Origin of the sequence: Qipengyuania profundimaris, assembly GCF_030717945.1 — a bacterium.
GTDB classification, from domain to species: Bacteria; Pseudomonadota; Alphaproteobacteria; order Sphingomonadales; family Sphingomonadaceae; genus Qipengyuania; species Qipengyuania profundimaris.
Genome location: NZ_JAVAIM010000001.1, coordinates 851,053 through 869,701, shown reverse-complemented (window position 1 = coordinate 869,701; position 18,649 = coordinate 851,053). Strand labels below are relative to the sequence as shown.

General features: G+C 63.9%; 17 protein-coding genes. 11 read left to right on the top strand and 6 right to left on the bottom strand.

The genetic code is table 11. From position 1 onward, the window contains the following. Window positions 1–61 precede the first annotated feature (61 nt). The 7 genes from Q9K02_RS04345 to Q9K02_RS04315 all read left to right on the top strand — a co-directional run bounded on the left by Q9K02_RS04345 (window position 62) and on the right by Q9K02_RS04315 (window position 9,098). Window positions 62–2,425, top strand: coding sequence for an EAL domain-containing protein (locus Q9K02_RS04345; RefSeq protein ID WP_340309937.1), 2,364 nt, complete (start codon window positions 62–64; stop codon window positions 2,423–2,425). Between the two features lie 220 nt (window positions 2,426–2,645). Beyond that, the gene (locus tag Q9K02_RS04340) at window positions 2,646–3,443 is read left to right on the top strand and encodes a transglutaminase-like domain-containing protein (protein ID WP_305931785.1); all 798 of its coding nucleotides are present in this window, start codon (window positions 2,646–2,648) and stop codon (window positions 3,441–3,443) included. 97 nt (window positions 3,444–3,540) lie between these two features. Continuing rightward, window positions 3,541–4,980, top strand: a complete 1,440-nt coding sequence (gene zwf, locus Q9K02_RS04335; RefSeq protein WP_305931784.1) for a glucose-6-phosphate dehydrogenase — start codon at window positions 3,541–3,543, stop codon at window positions 4,978–4,980. Next, on the top strand, window positions 4,973–6,784 hold the full coding sequence (gene edd, locus Q9K02_RS04330; RefSeq protein ID WP_305931783.1) for a phosphogluconate dehydratase: 1,812 nt from the start codon (window positions 4,973–4,975) through the stop codon (window positions 6,782–6,784). The genes zwf and edd overlap by 8 nt, the downstream gene beginning before the upstream one ends. Window position 6,785: 1 nt before the next feature. Next, window positions 6,786–7,757, top strand: coding sequence for a glucokinase (glk, locus tag Q9K02_RS04325; RefSeq protein WP_305931782.1), 972 nt, complete (start codon window positions 6,786–6,788; stop codon window positions 7,755–7,757). Continuing rightward, window positions 7,754–8,368, top strand: coding sequence for a bifunctional 4-hydroxy-2-oxoglutarate aldolase/2-dehydro-3-deoxy-phosphogluconate aldolase (gene eda / locus Q9K02_RS04320; protein ID WP_305931781.1), 615 nt, complete (start codon window positions 7,754–7,756; stop codon window positions 8,366–8,368). Before glk ends, eda begins: the two co-directional genes overlap by 4 nt. A gap of 76 nt (window positions 8,369–8,444) precedes the next feature. Continuing rightward, window positions 8,445–9,098: a L,D-transpeptidase family protein gene (locus Q9K02_RS04315; protein ID WP_305931780.1), complete on the top strand. Its 654-nt coding sequence runs from the start codon at window positions 8,445–8,447 to the stop codon at window positions 9,096–9,098. A 20-nt stretch (window positions 9,099–9,118) separates the two neighbouring features. Here the strand turns inward: Q9K02_RS04315 and tilS are convergent, their stop codons facing one another. From tilS to Q9K02_RS04290, 5 genes are all read right to left on the bottom strand, one after another. Continuing rightward, window positions 9,119–10,012, bottom strand: a complete 894-nt coding sequence (tilS, locus tag Q9K02_RS04310) for a tRNA lysidine(34) synthetase TilS (RefSeq protein WP_305933441.1) — start codon at window positions 10,010–10,012, stop codon at window positions 9,119–9,121. A gap of 76 nt (window positions 10,013–10,088) precedes the next feature. After that, window positions 10,089–11,081, bottom strand: coding sequence for a tetratricopeptide repeat protein (locus Q9K02_RS04305; RefSeq protein WP_305931779.1), 993 nt, complete (start codon window positions 11,079–11,081; stop codon window positions 10,089–10,091). A 72-nt stretch (window positions 11,082–11,153) separates the two neighbouring features. Continuing rightward, window positions 11,154–11,990 carry a helix-turn-helix domain-containing protein gene (locus Q9K02_RS04300; protein ID WP_305931778.1) on the bottom strand — a complete coding sequence of 279 codons (837 nt, stop codon included), beginning with the start codon at window positions 11,988–11,990 and terminating at the stop codon, window positions 11,154–11,156. Window positions 11,991–12,149: 159 nt separating this feature from the next. Then, window positions 12,150–14,420: a phosphoenolpyruvate--protein phosphotransferase gene (gene ptsP / locus Q9K02_RS04295; protein ID WP_305931777.1), complete on the bottom strand. Its 2,271-nt coding sequence runs from the start codon at window positions 14,418–14,420 to the stop codon at window positions 12,150–12,152. Window positions 14,421–14,490: 70 nt separating this feature from the next. After that, window positions 14,491–14,646 (bottom strand): DUF465 domain-containing protein, encoded by a 156-nt coding sequence (locus tag Q9K02_RS04290; protein WP_278327557.1) that lies wholly within the window; start codon window positions 14,644–14,646, stop codon window positions 14,491–14,493. A 152-nt stretch (window positions 14,647–14,798) separates the two neighbouring features. Between Q9K02_RS04290 and Q9K02_RS04285 the strand changes: the two genes are divergently transcribed. Further along, window positions 14,799–15,008 (top strand): YdcH family protein, encoded by a 210-nt coding sequence (locus Q9K02_RS04285; protein ID WP_305931776.1) that lies wholly within the window; start codon window positions 14,799–14,801, stop codon window positions 15,006–15,008. A 90-nt stretch (window positions 15,009–15,098) separates the two neighbouring features. Beyond that, window positions 15,099–15,560: a DUF1465 family protein gene (locus tag Q9K02_RS04280; protein WP_305931775.1), complete on the top strand. Its 462-nt coding sequence runs from the start codon at window positions 15,099–15,101 to the stop codon at window positions 15,558–15,560. Here the strand turns inward: Q9K02_RS04280 and Q9K02_RS04275 are convergent, their stop codons facing one another. Then, window positions 15,561–17,024: a glycerol kinase gene (locus Q9K02_RS04275; RefSeq protein ID WP_305931774.1), complete on the bottom strand. Its 1,464-nt coding sequence runs from the start codon at window positions 17,022–17,024 to the stop codon at window positions 15,561–15,563. 62 nt (window positions 17,025–17,086) lie between these two features. Here Q9K02_RS04275 and Q9K02_RS04270 point away from each other — a divergent pair, with 62 nt between their 5' ends. Both Q9K02_RS04270 and Q9K02_RS04265 read left to right on the top strand, forming a co-directional pair. After that, entirely contained in the window at window positions 17,087–17,959 is an 873-nt protein-coding gene (locus tag Q9K02_RS04270) for an MBL fold metallo-hydrolase (RefSeq protein ID WP_278327561.1), read from the top strand. Further along, on the top strand, window positions 17,944–18,642 hold the full coding sequence (locus tag Q9K02_RS04265; RefSeq protein ID WP_305931773.1) for a DUF4230 domain-containing protein: 699 nt from the start codon (window positions 17,944–17,946) through the stop codon (window positions 18,640–18,642). The genes Q9K02_RS04270 and Q9K02_RS04265 overlap by 16 nt, the downstream gene beginning before the upstream one ends. Window positions 18,643–18,649: the final 7 nt, after the last annotated feature.

The window sequence follows — 18,649 nt, the reverse complement described above, 5'->3', positions numbered from 1 at the left end:
CGCAAAAACCCGCGGGTCGCGTCAAAGGTTTCTTAAACTTAAGACGCCCATAAGCGCATGGATGGGTACCGAACGCGCCTTTTCAGGAAAGCGGCTTCTCCCGGCGCGGTTGCGGCTGAGGAGTGCCCGGCGCGTGGGAGAACGCCTGCGGCACCTGATATTCTCGGTCCTTCTCGTAATTCCCCTGTTCGCCGTGATGCTGTTCGAACCGATCGATCAGTTTCTGTGGCTGTTCCAGTCGAAGATTGCCGGGCAGAAAGCCTCCGGCGATATCGTTTTCGTCGGTAGCGACCAAATCCTCAACGACCCGAACTCCGGCCATCGGCGACTTCAGCTCGCCAAAGCTCTCGAGGAACTGGACCGGCGCGGCGTCGGCAAAGTCTATCTCGACATAGTCTTCGAAAAGCCGTCGGCTGCGCCGCATGATGCATCTTTGAACGCTGCGATCGAGGGGCTCGGGCCCCGCATAGCCCTTGTCGATCAACTCGTGGGAGATATGGACTTCAGCCAGCAATTAAGACGAAACCACTCCAGTCTTGGGCCTTCGGCCTCGCGCGTTGTCGCCGATCGGCGCGACATGAACCTCTTCGGCATCGCTTGGACAGCCGACTACGGTTTCATCGTCGGCGGTCGCCGCATCCCTTCGTTAGCTGCTTCGCTGGGTGGGGAAACGAGCGATGACAAAAAGGGCAAGTTCCAAATCGACTATGGTTTTTCGGGACAGCAAATAGCGGCGACTTCGCTAGCCGAGCTTCTTGGCGATCCCGATGCTCCGGTGAGTATAGACTTCGCCGGCAAGACAGTCGTCATCGGTCATGACCGTAACAGCTCTGGCTCCAATCTCATCGTGCCGAACAGTACGAACGCCCCTCCAAGTTATATTTCGATCTACGCTGGAGAAACGCTCAAAAGCGGGCGGCTTGGTCATTTGGGCCCGATGGCCACGCTCGCTATCTTCGTTTCGCTCCTGGCCTGCCTCATCCTGCTTGGCCCTACACGAAGAACGCGCTGGCTTGGCTATGCTGCACTTGTACTGCTCGTGCCCGCCATGCTGGTAGCGTCCGCCAGGATCGGTGTCCGTCTCGAGGTTTCGTATGCGTTGGCGCTTTTTGCGATCTACGCGGTATTCCGATCCCGAACGCGCCTGAAGCGCCGCCTCGCCCTGACCAACCAGGAAACCGGACTGCCGACGCTCAAGGCACTCGATAGCCGCCTCATCCGTGAGAATGTTACAACCGGACACGTGGTGGTTGCCAAAGTGCATAACTACGAGCGGATTCTCAAAAGCCTCGCCTCGGAAGAGCGCACGACTTACCTGCTGAAGCTAATCGACCGTTTACGCGCGGCCGATACCGATCTGGCTGTCTTTACCGAAGGCCACTACGTCGCGTGGCACTCACCGATCGAGGATAGCTCCGCTCAGACGGAGCACCTTGCTGGCTTGCGCGCAATTTTCGCGGCACCGGTCCATGTCGGCGAAGTGTCCATCGACGTCGGCATTACCTTCGGCGTTGCCGCGATCGACAACGAGCCTGGGGGCCGCGTCCCGGCAGCCATTGCAGCTGCCGAGGACACCACGGAAGCCCATGATCCCATCAAGTTGGCGGAAAGCAGCGAGAATGCCGACCTGTTGTGGGACATCTCGCTCCGTGCGCGGATCGACGAAGCAATGGATGCAGGGGAGATTTACTGCGTCTATCAGCCCAAGATAGACAGCGGATCCGGCGCCATCGTCGGGGTGGAAGCCCTGATACGCTGGCACGATCCGGCCAAGGGCTTCATCGAACCGACGCATTTCGTCGCGCAATGCGAGAAGGCAGGTCGCATGGAGCACCTCACGCGCTACGTCCTACAAAGCGCCTGCTCGGCCGGACAGTTGCTGCATTTCCGCAATTCCCCGCTCAAAGTCTCCGTCAATATATCTGCGACCCTGCTCAGGGATATGCGCATCGTCGGCCTCGTCCGCAATGCGCTGCAGGCGACCCGTTTCGACCCGGGCTATCTGACCCTCGAGATTACCGAGACGGCGCGGATTGCGGATATGGAAGCGGCGGCGACGATCCTGGACGAATTGGTCAAATTGGGCGTCGGCCTGTCGATCGACGATTTCGGTGTCGGTGCGGCCAATTTCGAAACCTTTTTCGGACTGCCGTTCAACGAATTGAAGATCGACCGCCTATTCGTATCGAAGATCGTCGAAGATCCCAAGGCGCGCGCAATTGTGTCGAGCATCGTCGAGATGGGCCATCAGGCGCGAATCACCGTCGTCGCCGAGGGCGTCGAGACGATGAAAGAAGCTGAAATTCTTAACGAAATGGGCTGCGATGAGCTTCAGGGCTTCGTATTTAGCAGACCGATTACTTTATCCAAGCTCCTGGAATATAACGCGAAAAACGCAGAAGGCCGCTTGGCAAACATGGTTTAGGCTTTACAAACATCTATGGTTAATGGCAGTTAATACCTCTACCAACAGGAGGTATTGCCATGTGGAGCATTTGGAGATGGTTCTTCACCGGCTGATCGCCGTGACGAAACCAAGCGAATGAAAGGGTCCCTAACGGGACCCTTTTTTCATGGGCCCCTGGTTGGATGGCAATCGTTCCGATTGTCGAAACGATCGAGGGCCGACGGCGTTGTCCCGTCATATGCCAATATCCATCAATACGCGCTTCGCTTTCGGCGTCGACGGTCCGACCGACGTCCTGCTGCAATTCGAAGCCGCCGCCCTGCCCGAGCAGACCATCCTCTCATGTGAAACACATCTGCCGCCGGGGCAGGATTTTACCCGTGTTCCTGCCGACGACGACATCGGCGAACGGATCTGGTTGAGCGCTGACGGACATTGCGAGGTCGAATATCGAGCCAAGATCGAGATCAAGCGTCAATTGGCGGACCTTTCCAGCCTTCAATCCCTACCCGCGCACCAACTGCCCGGAGAGGCGATCCACTACCTGCTGGACAGCCGCTACTGCCACGCCGACCGTTTTCAGCCTTTCGCACAATCGGAATTCGGACACCTCGAGGGCGGCGCTCAAATCGCCGCGATGCGTGACTGGATTCATGACAATTTCAGCTACACGCCCGGTGCATCCGGGCCAGACACCGGCGCGGTAGAGAGTTTCGTCACGCGACAAGGCGTTTGCCGCGATTATGCCCATGTGCTTGTGGCATTGGCACGCGCCTGCGCCATCCCGGCGCGCTACGTCTCGTGCTACTCCCCGGGCGTCTCGCCGCCCGATTTCCATGCCGTTGCGGAAGTTTTCCTCGCCGACCCTGAGATCGAAGGCGGCGGCACGTGGCAGATCGTCGATGCAACCGGCATGGCCAATCCCTCGGAAACGGTAAAAATCGGCGTCGGTCGCGATGCCGCGGACGTCAGCTTCATGACCACCTTCGGCGCCAGTGACTTCAAATCCAGCAGCGTCGAAGTTCGCGAAGAATAGAGCCAAAGAATAGGAATGCAGCCCACTGGCACGCTGTGCGCGGCGCTGGTAGCGAAAGGCCAAGGAGGGACACGATCATGATGGCAGGGTGCACCGAATGAATTTCACGGCCGATCGCCTGCTTCTCTTCGGCGCGACGGGCGATTTGTCCCAGCGCATGCTCCTGCCCTCGCTCTGCGCGCTTCACGCAGATCATTTGCTCGATCCGGACCTCCGCATCGTCGCGACGGCCCGGTCGGAAATGTCGACCCGCGAGTTCCGCCAGTTCGCACGCGAGGCGCTTGAGAAATACCTGCCGACCAATCGCCGCGGCCCGATGGCGGATTTTCTCAATCGGCTGACCTACGTTCCGGTCGATGCGACAACGCCTGAAGGCTATGACGAACTGGCGAAAGAGGTGGGCGAGTATGACGGCCTGGCCATCTTCCTCTCGACCGCGCCGAGCCTGTTCGAGCCGACCATCTCCAATCTGGAACGAGTTGGCCTGACCAAGGGCAGTGCCCGGATCGCGCTGGAAAAGCCGCTCGGCACAGATCTCGGCTCCAGCTGCGAGATCAACGATGCGGTGGCCAAAGCTTTCAGCGAAGACCGCATTTTCCGCATCGACCATTATCTCGGCAAGGAGACGGTGCAGAACCTGCTGGCGCTGCGCTTCGCCAATATCTTGCTCGAGCCGGTGTGGAATTCGAATTACGTCGATCATGTGCAGATCACGGTGGCCGAGACGGTCGGGCTGGAGTCGCGCGTCGCCTATTACGACGATAGCGGCGCCCTGCGCGACATGGTCCAGAACCACATGCTGCAATTGCTCGCGCTGGTGGCAATGGAGCCACCGACCAGTTTCGACGCCACCGCCGTGCGTGACGAGAAGGTCAAGGTCCTGCGCGCATTGCGCCCCGCGAAAGCGGAAGAGGTCGTCACCGGTCAGTACCGCGCGGGCGCGGTCGATAGCCAGAGCGTGCCCGGCTACGACGAGGAACTTGGCAAGGACAGCGACACCGAAACCTATGTCGCGCTGAAGGCCCATGTCGACAATTGGCGTTGGCGCGGCGTACCATTCTACCTTCGCCACGGCAAACGCATGCCCAAGCGCGTTACCGAGATCGTGGTGCAGTTCAAATGCATCCCGCATTCGATATTCGAAGGGCGCGGCGCGAAGACCGAGCCCAACCGGCTGGTGATCGAAATACAGCCGGAAGAGAACATCCAGCTTACGATGATGGCCAAGGTGCCGGGCCTCGGCACAGATGGCCTCCGCCTGCGTCCGGTGCCGCTCGACATTGCCATGCCCGATGCCTTTTCCGACGTCGTCCGCCGCATCGCCTATGAGCGCCTGCTGCTCGACCTCGTCCATGGCGACCAGACGCTGTTCGTTCGGCGCGACGAGGTGGAGGCGCAGTGGGAGTTCATCGACCACATCCGCGCCGTGTGGGCGGAAAACGATACCGAGCCGAAGGCCTATGCCGCGGGCACGTGGGGGCCGAGCGCTGCCATCGCGCTCGCCGAACGCGACGGGGTGACCTGGCACGATGACTAAGCTTAACGACACCATCCACCGCGTTACGCAGCGCGTGATCGAAAATTCGCGCAAGAGCCGGGGCGACTATCTCGACCTGATGGAGCGCGAGGGCGACCGGCAGGTCGATCGACATTCGCTATCCTGCTCGAACCTCGCCCACGCTTTTGCCGGGGCGGAGGAGGACCAGGAAGCCATCAAGGCGGCGCGCGGGCCGAACCTGGGTGTCGTCACCGCCTATAACGACATGCTTTCCGCCCATCAGCCCTACTACCGCTATCCCGAACGGATGAAGATCTGGGCGCGAGAGGTCGGCGCGACGGTGCAGGTCGCCGGCGGGACTCCCGCCATGTGCGACGGCGTGACCCAGGGCGAGGCGGGCATGGAACTCTCGCTGTTCAGCCGCGACACGATCGCGCTGAGCACCGTCGTGGCACTCAGCCACGCCATGTACGACGGCGTCGCGCTGCTCGGCATTTGCGACAAGATCGTCCCCGGCCTGCTGATGGGCGCCCTGCGCTTCGGCCATTTGCCGGCGATCTTCGTGCCCTCCGGTCCGATGGGCACCGGTATTTCCAACAAGGAAAAGCAAAAGACCCGCCAGCTCTATGCCGAGGGCAAGGTGGGCCGCGACGAATTGCTCGCGAGCGAAATGGGCAGCTATCACTCGCCCGGCACCTGCACCTTCTACGGCACGGCCAACTCCAACCAGATGATGATGGAAATGATGGGGCTCCACGTTCCCGGCTCGGCCTTCGTGCAGCCGGGTGCGAAACTGCGGCAGGAATTGAGCCGGGCGGCGACCCATCGCCTCGCCGCTATCCATCAGGAGGGTGACGACTTCCGCCCGCTGTCCCGCGTGGTGGACGAGAAGGCGATCGTCAATGCGGCTATCGGCCTGCTGGCTACCGGCGGATCGACTAATCACGCGATCCACATCCCGGCCATGGCGCGCGCGGCGGGTATCCGCTTCGACTGGAACGACCTCGCCGAGTTGTCGCATGCGGTACCGCTAGTGGCGCGGGTCTATCCCAACGGCTCGGGCGACGTGAACCATTTCCACGAAGCCGGCGGCATGGGCTACGTCATCGGCACGCTGCTCGACGAAGGACTTGCGCATGAGGACATTCTCACCGTGTGGGATGGCGGGTTCGAGAGCTATTCGCGCGAACCCGGCTTCGAGGACAACGCGCTGACCTGGCGCGACCCGGGCCCATCCGGCGACACCGAAATGCTGCGCCCCGCGTCCGATCCGTTTCAGGCAGACGGCGGCATGCGACTGGTCGAGGGCAATCTGGGCCGCGCCTGCTTCAAGTCTTCCGCGGTGGAGCGCGAGCGCTGGACGGTCGAAGCGCCGTGCCGCGTGTTCCACGATCAGCGCTCCGTCAACGAGGCCTTCTCCAAGGGTGAGCTCGACAAGGACGTGGTCGTCGTCGTCCGGTTCCAAGGCCCGCGCGCCAACGGTATGCCCGAACTGCATAAGCTGACCCCCGCGCTCGGCGTGCTGCAGGATCGCGGCTATCGCGTCGCGCTCGTCACCGATGGCCGCATGTCGGGCGCTTCTGGCAAGGTCCCGGCGGCCATCCATTGCACCCCCGAAGCGCTTGGCGGGGGACCGCTGTCGAAGTTGCGCGATGGCGACATGGTAAAGGTCTGCGCGGCGACCGGCGAGCTGTCGACCACCGCCGATCTCGTTACGCGCGAGCCTGCCGAAGCGCCCGCGCCCGACACCGGCATGGGCCGCGAATATTTCGCCATGTTCCGCGCCAATGCCGACGGTGCCGAACAGGGCGCATCCTCGATGCTGGCCATGGCAGGGCTGTAAGATGGATCTCGTAAGCGTCGATATCGGCGGCACCCACGCCCGCTTCGTCATTGCGACGATTGCCGACGACGGCACGATCACGCTCGGCGAGCCCGAGACGATTCACACCGAAGATCACGCCAGTTTCCAGACCGCCTGGGAGGATTTCCGCGACCGAATGGGCGGATCGCTGCCGCCGCGCGTGTCGATGGCAATTGCCGGGCCGGTTGGCGGCGATGTGATCCGTTTCACCAACAATCCGTGGATCATCCGCCCGGCGCTGGTGCAGGAAAAACTCGGCGTCGAGCAATATTGCATCGTCAACGACTTCGAAGCGGTCGCGCATGCAGTGGCACGGGTGGAGGAAGACCAGTTCATCCACCTCACCGGCCCGGACAAGCCGCTCGCGCCGACCGGTCGACTCAGCGTGCTCGGCCCCGGCACCGGCCTCGGCGTCGCGCACCTCTACCGCGAACCCGACGGCACCTATCGCGTCTCCGCGACCGAGGGTGGCCATATCGACTTCGCCCCGCTCGACAGCATCGAGGATGCGATTCTTGCCCGTCTGCGTAAGCGCCATACCCGTGTGTCGGTGGAGCGGGTCGTGTCCGGACCGGCCATCTCGGACATTTACCAGACGCTGGCGGCGATGGAGGGGAAGCCGGTTACCGACGAGGACGACATCGCCATCTGGACGCGCGGTCAGGACGGCAGCGACAGCCTCGCCGCCGCCGCGGTGGACCGCTTCTGCCTCTCGCTGGGCAGCGTCGCTGGCGATATCGCGCTGGCGCAGGGCGGTTTCGGCGGCGTCGTGATTGCAGGCGGGCTTGGCTACCGCATCCGCGACACGCTGCTTAAGTCGGGCTTTGCCGAGCGCTTCAAGGCCAAGGGACGCTTCCAGGAGCTGATGGCGTCCATTCCCGTCAAACTCATCACCCACCCGCAACCGGGCCTGTTCGGCGCCGCCGCAGCATTCGCGAGGGAATACACATGACTGCCATCGCCGACATTATGACCACCGCGCCGGTGATTCCGGTGATCGTGGTCGACGATGTGGACCACGCCGTGCCGCTGGCGCGCGCGCTGGTTGCAGGTGGCCTGCGCGTTCTCGAGGTGACGCTGCGCACGCCAGCGGCGCTCGATGCAATCCGCGCCATGAAGGGTGTGGACGGGGCGATTGTCGGCGCGGGCACGGTGACCAATCAGCGCGAGCTGGCCGATGCGATCGACGCGGGCAGCGAGTTTATCGTCTCGCCGGGATTGACCGAACCGCTCGGCAAAGCCGCGCTCCGCGAGAACATTCCCTTCCTCCCCGGCATTGCCAATGCAGGCGACATCATGCGCGGGCTCGACCTCGGCCTCACGCATTTCAAGTTCTTCCCCGCCGTGGCTGCTGGCGGCCTGCCGGCGCTGAAAGCGCTCGCCGCGCCGTTTGGTCAGTGCCGCTTTTGCCCGACGGGCGGTGTGTCACTGGACAATGCGCGCGAGTGGCTGGCTTTCGATCCGGTGCTGTGCGTCGGCGGCAGCTGGGTCGCCCCGCGCGGGTCTGTCGACGAAGCGGAGGTGGAGCGCATCGCGCGCGAGGCGGCAGCGCTAACCTCCTGATAAGCGGCTGTGCTGAAGCGAGACGCTCCGGGCCTTGCCACTGGAAATCCTGGGCCGGAACGGGCATATTCGCGCTATGGATGCGACATTCAAATGGATTGGCGGCACTTCGCTGGTGGTCGTGGCCGTGCTGGTCGGACTGTTCTTCAGCGGCTCTGTCGGCGCTCAGGATCAGGCTGTCGCAGCGGCGGAGTCCGTTGAAGCCGCGGCACCAATTGTAGAGCCGATGGGCGCGATCGCAGCGAAGGCGCTGGCCGATCACGACCGCCTCTATACCGTCCGCCGCATCCTGCCGATCGGCGGCCCGATCAAATATGGCGAATGGCACTGGGACGACGAGGGTGTGCCCGACGGCCCGCTGCTCGTGACTGTCGATCTGCAGGCGCGCGTGATCTCCGTATTCCGCGGCGGCTACGAGATCGGTGCGGCTGCCGTGATGCTCGGCACCGACAACCACCCCACGCCGACCGGCAAGTTCCCGATCCTGTGGAAGCAGCGGCACAATGTTTCCGAAAAATACGGCAACGCACCCATGCCCTGGAGCATGTTCCTGACTACCGACGGGATCGCCATCCATGGCGGGTCCGAAGTGCAGAACGGCTATGCCAGCCACGGCTGCGTCGGCGTGCCGGACGAACTCGCCTCGCGCCTGTTCGCCATCGCCAAGGAAGGCGACATGGTTGTGATCACCGACGGCGAGAAGCTCAACCTCGGCGATAGTATCGTCTGAGTTTGGGTTGAGACTTCGGGCTAGCCGGTCCGGCGGGGCGGTTCTCGTCTGAACGACCAGATTTTCGCGCCTTGGTCTTCGATGACCTCGGCGCTGAGCCCACCGACGTTGACCTTTCGCGCATCCTGCAAGGCAGCCACGATCTTGGCTGCGTCGCCCCGAACAAGGGTGACGCCTAGGTCTCCGGCAATCATGCGAACTACCTCGATCCAGACCGGCACGCGCGCGACTCCCGAGGCTGCAAAGGGATCGTAGGCGAAGGCCTCGCCATGGCGCTTGGTATGCAGGGTAACATCTTCAGCAGCGAGACCCTCTACCATTGACCAGCTCTCTTCGATGAGACTGGCCGATCGGGCGAGACCATCGACATCGATCCAATCGCTCCGCTCCAAGTGCTGTCGCACGCGCACTCTATCGTAAGCCGTGTCGCGATTGCTGGGGTCGTCGGCCACCGCAATTCCTGTACCGTCGATCACCGCCCAGAGTTCGTTGCGCCGAAAACCCAGCAGGGGACGCGCTAGTTCGATGTCGGTGCCTTCAATCAGACGCCGCTCCCGCACCCCCGCGAGACCCGCCAAACCGCTGCCCCGATTGAGCCGCATGAGCAGCGTTTCCGCCTGATCATCCGCGTGATGCGCGGTCAGAATTAATTCCAACCTCTCTCGCATCGCCCACTTCGCCAGCGCTTCATAACGCGCACGACGGGCCTCCTGCTGCACGTTCCCCTTGGCCAGCATGATGTCGATCACGGTGCAGGGCACGCCGAGTTCGCCACACAGCTCCTCGACCAGCAGGCACTCGCTGGCCGCCTCGGCACGCAGGCCATGGTTCACCGTTGCAACGAGGCATTGTAAACCCGCCGCATGCGCCAGCAGCAGCATCGCCATGCTGTCGGACCCGCCGGAGACGGCCAGCCCGACGCGCTTGGGGATCGAAAGGCGTCCTGCCGCTTCGCTGAAGCGCTTCAGTAGATCGGGATCGACCGCTGTATCAATTGCAGGTCACCCGGCTGCGCTGAGTCGCGTACTGCCCACTTAGGCGACCACTTGCGAGCGCAGGATAGGTCTCTGCGAACTCGGCCAGCGCGATGCAGGCGCGGTTGGTGTCGTCGAGGGCGATCATAGCCTCGGCGAGGTAGAGCAGGCTGTCTCCGGCACGCGCACCGCCCTTGTCGTCCTGGTAGTTCTTGAGGAACCATGGGGCCGCCTCGCGCGCCTTGCCATCATCGAGATAAGCGCGGCCCAGCAGATTGCGTCCATAGGTTGCGCGCCAGTGCGAGGGGTTCTGCTCGACGAACATGGTCAGCTGTTGCTGCGCTTCCGGGTAGAAGCCTGCGTCCCACAGCCGGAAGCCGTAGGAATATTCGTCATCCGCCGGATCGTCGGTCTGCGGCTTGGCTATGGCCTGAACAGCGGCGAGGCGCTCGGCGCTCGGACCCTGCGCCGCGCTGCTGGCTCCGGTCATGCTCGCGGTGTTGCGAGCAACAGCATCGGTCGAAGGCGAGACTATGCTGTCGGTGTCGTCGGCATCCGTTGCGGCAGGAGAGGCTGCGCTGGGTGCTGGCGTGGACGGCGACACGCGCGTCCCTTCCATCGCCTCGAGCCGCGTCGTCAGCAGGCGCAGCGCATTGGCGTTCTCCTCGATCTGCGATGTCTGCGCCTGCAGCTGCGATTCCAGCGCATCGAGCCGCGCGAGGATGTCGGTAACCGCGGTGGTCGAGGACGTATTTACCGTCGAATCCACGCTCGGCTGCGCACTGATTTCGGGCTCGAAATAGCGTCCGTCGCCGCCGGGAAAGACCTTGCGCTGGAGCGCGCGCACTTCGCTCTCCAACCGGCGGATGCGGTTCTCTGCGTTGTCGTCCTGCGGCAAGGCCGGCGTGGCCGTCGCCAGCAGGGCGATCATGGCGGCACCGAGGCCGGTGGCACGTAGGCTGCGTCCGAAACTCATCGGCTGGGCTCCTGTCCGGAAATTCGTCGTCATGGAAATTGCCCTACCCCCCCGGACCTGTCGAGGCGGTGAAGGAGCTTTTCCCCTCTCTTGCAAAAGCAAGGATCAGGTCGCGGGTGTTGAAGTCGCCGTAGCAGCCGGTTCCGCTGCCGGGGCGGCTGTCCGCTGCGCCAGCGATTCCGCGTCCACAGGAACATCGCTGACGACCTCATCCTCTTCCGAAATTTTCGGAACGCTGCGCCCGCCCACGGTGATCGTGAAGGCATAGGGGCGCCCGGTGCGGATCTGCGGCTCGCTGGCATCCTCCGGTACCGTATAGGTGTCACCTTCGGCCATGATTCCCTCGAACAGCGTCTCACCCTCGCCATCGTAGAAACGCACCCAGGTGCCTTCCATGCCGTTGGTGAAGACGACCGGACCCGAGGGAGCCGCCTGCGTCGGCGTGGCGGTCGGCGAAGCCTCAACCGCGGCGACCTGCTCGGTTTCGTCCTGCAGCGGTGCCGGGCCGAGGCCGGGGGCAAGATAGCTGCGATAGAATGCGAAAATGCCGCCGACCAGCAGGAGCGCGGCAATCAGTCCGAACCACGCGAGGCCGCGCCCGGGGACGCGAGCCGGATCGCCCGGTTCGAACTTGGCAGGCGCCATGCGCTCCCCGCCGTCGCCCGAGGCAAGCTGTTGGCGGACCTGGCCGATGACTTCCTGCTCATCGAGGCCAACGGCACGGGCATAGGTGCGGCTGAAGCCGATCGCATAGGTCCGCGATGGCAGCGCCGCGAAATCGTCGGCCTCGATCGAGACGAGATGGCGGTGCGGAATACGTGTTTCCGCTGCTACCTGCTCGACCTCATACCCTGCAGCCTCGCGCGCCGCGCGCAGCCTGGCTCCTGCCGTTTCGGCAGAGGCGGCGGGCGCCGGTTCATCGACAGTTTCGTTATCTTCCATGCAAATCCCGATTGGCGACCGTGCGGCTTGGTGCCGCCCTCATTTTCCGTCTTGCCGCTGAAAGCGGCGCAGCCCTGCGGCTGTCAAGCACAGCCTGTAGCATGCTCAGGGCAAACCGGCGAGCCGCGCTGCATGCGCGACGAAATTAACCCGCGTCGCTCAGTCGACCTCGATATCACGTTTCTCGGCCCAAGCCTTGAGCGCGGCTCGCATGTCGGGCGGCGGGCTGAGCAGCCACTGCGACATCTGCTCGGTGATCTCCTTGAGGTCGATCTTGCGCACCAATTCCTTGATCGGGCCGACCGCGGCCGGCGTGATCGACAGGCGGCGATAGCCGATGCCGAGCAAGGCGATCGCTTCCAGCCTGCGCCCGCCCATTTCGCCGCATACGCCGATCCTGACCGGCTGGCCGACGACGGTGTCCGAGACCCGCTTGAGGAATCGCAGGATCGCCGGGCTGAGCCAGTCGTACCGCTCGGCCAGCTTGGGATTTGCGCGGTCGGCGGCGAACAGGAACTGGGTGAGGTCGTTGGTTCCGACCGAAATGAACGACAGGCGCGGCACCAGCGCGTCGAGGCATTCGGCCAGAGCGGGCACTTCCAGCATGCAACCGTACTCGATCGTTTCCGGCACGACGTGACGCCGGTCACGCAGGAAGGCGAGCTGGTTTTCGAATACCGCCTTGGCCGCATCGAATTCCCACGGTTCGGAAACCATCGGGAACATCACCGAGAGCTGCCGCCCGGCGGCCGCCTCCAGCAAGGCACGCGCCTGGGCTTTTAGCAGGCCTTCGCGCTCCAGCGACAAGCGCAGGGCGCGCCAGCCCATGGCGGGGTTCTCGTCCCGCTCGCCGATCTGCGTATTGAGATAAGGCACCGCTTTGTCGCCGCCGATATCGACCGTGCGGAAAATGACCGGCTTGTCGCCCGCTGCATCGAGCACATCGCGGTAGAGCCGCAACTGCCGGTCGCGCTGCGGCAGAGTGGCGGAAACGAGGAACTGGAATTCGGTGCGAAACAGGCCGACCCCGTCCGCGCCGGTCAGCTGCAGCATACTCATGTCGTCGCGCAGGCCGGCGTTCATCATCACCGTGATGCGCGTGCCGTCGCGCGTGAAGGGCTCGACGGCGCGCAGTTCGGCGTAGGTCGCCTGCTGCTCGCGCTTCTTGACGAATCGGGCCTCGAAGGCGTCCATCAAGGCCGCGCCGGGCCGCAGGGTCACGGTCGCCTTGTCAGCGTCGAGCAGAATCTCGTCTCCCTCGCTGACCCGCGCACGCACGCCGTCTGCGCGGCCCAGCACGGGGATGCCCATTGCCCGCGCCACGATCACCACATGCGCGGTGAGCGACCCTTCTTCCAGCACAACGCCCTTGAGGCGGCGACGGTCGTATTCGAGCAATTCGGCGGGGCCGAGATTGCGCGCGATCAGGATGGAATCGCGCCGCAACCCCTGCGTCGCCGCCGTGCCTAGCTGGCCCGAAACGATCCGCAGCAACCTGTTCGAAAGGTCTTCCAGATCGTGCATCCGGTCCGCCAGCAGCGGATCGTCGATCTCGCGCATGCGCATCCGGGTGCGCTGCTGCACGCGCTCGATCGCCGCTTCGGCCGTCAGCCCGCTGTCGATCGCCTCGTTGATCCGGCGGCTCCAGCCTTCGTCATAGGCGAACATCTTGTAGGTCTCGAGCACCTCGACATGCTCACCGCCCTTGCCGAATTCGGGTTCCTTACCCAGCGCGTCGATCTGTTCGCGCATCTTGTCGAAGGCGCGGTAGACGCGCTGGCGCTCTGCCTCGATGTCCTCTGCCACGACCTGGTCGATCTCGATGCGGGGCTGGTGGAAGACGGCCCTGCCCGAGGCGAGCCCCTTCACCAGCGTCAACCCCTCGATAACTTCGGTCTCGGTATGCGCTTCGCCGAAGTCGATCGCCTCCTCGTCGTCGACCAGCTCCTTGTGGGCGATCAGTTCGGACAGGATCATCGCCGTCGTCTGTAGCGCCTCGATCTCGACATCTTCGTAGCGCCGCGGCTCGACATGCTGGACGCACAGCACGCCCACTGCACGCTCGCGGTAGACGATGGGAACGCCGGCAAAGGAGTGGAACTTTTCCTCGCCCGTTTCGGGGCGGTAGAGGAAGTCGGGATGCGCTTTCGCCTCGGCGAGGTTGAGCGTTTCGATATTCTTGGCGATCGTGCCGGTCAGGCCTTCGCCCACCGCCATCCGGGTAACGTGGACGGCGTTCGGATTAAGACCCTGCGTTGCGAACAACTCCAGCGCGCCTTCGCGCAGCAGGTAGATCGAGCAGACTTCGCTATCGAGGCTCTCCGCGATAACCTCGACCACGCGATCGAGTTTGTGCTGGGCGTGCGTGCGCCCGGCCATGATTTCGTGCAGGCGGGTAAGGATCTGGCGGGCGGATGCGGCAGCGGACATGCCCTTGCCTATAGCAAAACCCCCGCTCGGCGAAAGCGGGGCATGCACCCCGCCTCCGCCTGGTGCAGGATCAGCAGCTCGCGAGCTCTTCCTTGATCTTGAGCTTCTGCTTCTTGATCTGCTGGATCATCGCTACGTCGGGCGCCGGTCTTATCTGTTCCGCATGCAGGCGGGCCTCGAGACCGGCGTGCTTGGCTTTGAGCGCATCGACATGGGATGATTGCATCAGTCTGTCTCCTTACGGGTTTAATGCGACCCCAAGAAGCGACTCGTGCCGTGCGGCACGGGCCGCGTGACCATTATGTGATCATAGTATTGCCGATTTACAAAGGCCCGACTGCGAGCCATGCGACGAAACGACATGCGGGAAGGACGGACGTGAACGAGCAGGAGCTGCGAAAGAGGCTGGAGATGTTGCGGAACGAGCATCGCGATCTCGATGCCGCCATCGCGGCCCTGTCCGATGCCGGCGATGGCGGCGGCTTCGTCGACCAGTTGCAAATCGCGCGGCTGAAGAAGCGCAAATTGCAGCTCAAGGACCGTATCGCGATCATCGAAGACACGCTGCTGCCCGATATTATCGCCTGACCGCCTGCATGCCGCGGCTGGTCGTGCCGCCGAGAGACATCATGGTAAACGCGCTGGTCACCTTTACCTCGTGGGCTTAACCCAAAGCGAATGTCGGCTCGCAACATCAACCACGAGATCATCGAGGATCTGTATTCGGAAGCCCTTCTGCTGGCCGACGATGCACGCGCCGTTTTCGACCTGCGGATCGGCGAGAAGGGCGACAACGCCAGCGACAGCCTGAAGATCGCCTTGTCGATCGAGGGGCTGCGGACTACCACGCGGGTCATGCATGTGCTCGCGTGGTTGCTGAACCAGCGGGCGTATCTGGCGGGCGAACTCTCCGCCGCGCAGCTCGCGCGTCACAACGAACTGCCGGAAGAGCGCAGTGCCGATCCCGCGAATTTGGAAGCGCTAGAGCCCGAAACCCGCGCCCTCATTCGCGAAAGCGAGGATCTGCACGCCCGCGTGGCCCGGCTGGACCGCGAAATGCGGCGAGCCGAAGACCATGCCGATGCGCCGGTGCAGGCCATGCAGGACCGCCTCGCGCAGGCTTTCGGCACTGGCGGCTGATCAAGCGGCGGCGAGCGCGCGTGCGTATCGCGCCAGCCTCGCTTCGCGCACATCCTCCGACATATCCGGCGTGAAGCACCGCCCCTTGCGGCGCATGGCGTCCGCCGCCGCGCCGAGTGTCGGGTGCACCCCCGCCCCCACGGCCGCGAGAATGGCCGCGCCCAGCGCCGTCGTCTCGACGAAATCGGGCCGCTCGACTGCGATGTCGAGAATGTCGGCCAGGTCCTGCGCCATCCAGTCGTTCGCGCTCATCCCGCCGTCGATGCGCAGCGTCGACCACGGCGCACCGTCGGCAGCAAAGGCGCTGGCGAGATCGTGCGTCTGGTGCGCCATCGCCTCCAGCGCGGCGCGGGCGATCTGTGCGCGGCCACTGGCGAAGCTGAGGCCCGAGATGACCCCGCGCGCCTCGGGCTGCCAATGCGGCGCGCCCAGCCCTGCCAGCGCCGGGACGATCACCACCTCGCCGCTGCTCTCGATCGAGCGGGCAAGCTCCTCCGTCTCCGCCGCCGAGCCGATGAGGCCCAGCTGGTCGCGCAGGTACTGGACGAGGCTGCCCGCGACGAAGCACGCGCCCTCTATCGCATAGGTCCGCTGGCCACCTTCCTGATAGAGTACGGTGCCCAGCAGCCGATTGTCGGAGCGCGGAATGTCCTGCCCCTTGTTGGTCAGCACGAATGCCCCGGTGCCGTAAGTCGCCTTGGTTTCCCCGAACGCAAGGCAGCCCTGCCCGATGGTCGCCGCCTGCTGGTCGCCTGCCAGCCCGCAAATCGGGATTTCCGCGCCGAGACATTGCGACTGCGCGGTCGCGATGGCCCCGTGCGTGTCCACCACCTCCGGCAGTGCGGCGCGCGGCACGCCGAAGAGTTCGCACAACTCCTCGTCGAACTGTGCGCCGTCGAGGGACAGCAGCAGCGTGCGGCTGGCGTTGCTGGCATCGCTCACATGCGCGCCGCCCGACAGCTTGTAGACCAACCAGCTCTCCACCGTGCCGAACGCCAGATCGCCGCGCTCCGAAGCCGCTCGCACCGCCTCGTCATGATCGAGCAGCCAGCGCATCTTGGTGCCGGAGAAATATGGATCGAGCAGCAAGCCGGTGCGCTGCTGCACGCTTTCTTCGTGGCCATAGCTCTTCATGTCGGCGCAGAATGCGGCCGTGCGCCGGTCCTGCCACACGATCGCCCGCGCCAGCGGTGCGCCCGAAGTCCTGTTCCACGCAACCACCGTTTCGCGCTGGTTGGTGATTCCGATGGCCGCGATCCGCCCCGGCGCCTCGCCCACGACCTGCCGCGCGCAGGTGAGCGTCTTGTCCCAGATTTCCGCCGCATCGTGCTCGACCCAGCCGGGCTGAGGGTAGTATTGCGTGATCTCCGCCTGCTCCACCGCTTCCATCGTCCCGTCGGGGGCGAAAATCATCGCCCGCGTCGAGGTGGTTCCAGCGTCGAGTACGAGGATGCGGTCGGCCATGCTCTCTCCCTTGCATGCGGCGGGAGGTGACATGGCGCATCCGAAGCCCCATATGCAAGGCCATGGCAGGCCCTCCCCCCAAACCCTGGCCGACCGGCGAAGCGATGCAGCTCGAACCGCTGGTGCGCCGGGTACTCGCGCCCAATCCCTCGCCCTATACCTATACCGGAACGCAGACCTACATCGTGGGCCTCGGCGATGGTTGCGCGGTGATCGACCCGGGTCCGGACGAGCAGGAGCACCTGCTCGCGCTCGATGCCGCGATCGGCGAAGAGCATGTCTGCGCGATCATGTGCACGCACACGCACCGCGACCATTCGCCTGCCGCCGCGCCGCTCGCCAAGCGGACAGGCGCGCCCATCGTCGGCTGCGCGCCGCTGGTGCTGGACGACAGCGGCCCGCGTGCCGATGCCGCTTTCGACCGCACCTACGAACCCGACCGGGTGATGGAGGACGGCGAGCAGATGACCGGCCCCGGCTGGACGCTGACCGCCGTGGCCACACCTGGCCATGTCTCCAACCACCTCTGCTTCGCGCTGGAGGAAAGCGGTGCGTTGTTCACCGGCGACCACATCATGGGCTGGTCGACCAGCGTCGTGATCCCGCCCGACGGCGACATGGGCGATTACATGCTGAGCCTCGAGAAGCTCTACGGGCGCGAGGATACGGTGTTCTATCCCGCGCATGGCGAAGCGGTAGAGAAACCGCGCCAGCTGGTGCGCGGCATGATCGGGCATCGCCGCCAGCGCGAGAACCAAATCCTGCGCCTGCTTGGCGAAGGCCCGCTCGAGGCAAGCGAGTTCGTACCGAAGATGTACAAGGGACTCGACCCGAAGCTGCACAAGGCAGCGGAAATGTCGGTGACCGCGCATCTGCTCGATCTGGAACGCCGCGGGCAGGTCGCACGTTCTGGCGAGCAATGGCGAACGATCTGAAAACCGACTTGAGAACCGACGAGCGCAGCTCGATCTCTCCCGAAGTCCGCCGCGACCGACGGCTTGCCCGCACGCAGGCGGCACCTTGGCTCATCGTGATACTGTTGCTGGCCGCTGTCGCATGGCTGGGCTGGCGCGCATTCCTTTACGAAGAAGAGGGTGATCCCGTCGGCAGCGCAATGCTCGCCTTCGAGAAGCAGAATTCGCTGACCGTTTTCTCGTCACGATTCGAAGTCGTTGCCGAGAGCGAGGATCGGCGCGGCATCCTCGGCGTCGATCTATTGGAAAGCAGGCAGGCGGCAATTATTCCGGCGAGCGTTGAATATCGCCTTGACCTGTCGGGCATGGATCGCAACCAGTTCGTTTGGGACGCAGAAGCCGAAACGCTCGACGTCACCATCCCGACCCTGCGTATTTCTCGCCCCAATCTAGACGAGGCGCAGGCCAAGACCTTTACCGAGGGCACTTACGTCAGCCGCGATGCCAGTGTCGATCTTGCGCGCAACAATTCGGAGCAGGCGGAGCGCAAAGCCGTCGCCTTTGCGAAAAATCCGGAAGTTCTCGCGCTCGCGCGGCAAGCGGCCAAGGATGCTGTACGCCAGAACCTCGCCATCCCGCTGCAGGTCGCAGGCTATGGCGATGTGACGGTCAACGTCCGCTTCGAAGGCGAAGACACCCCCTGATTTGATT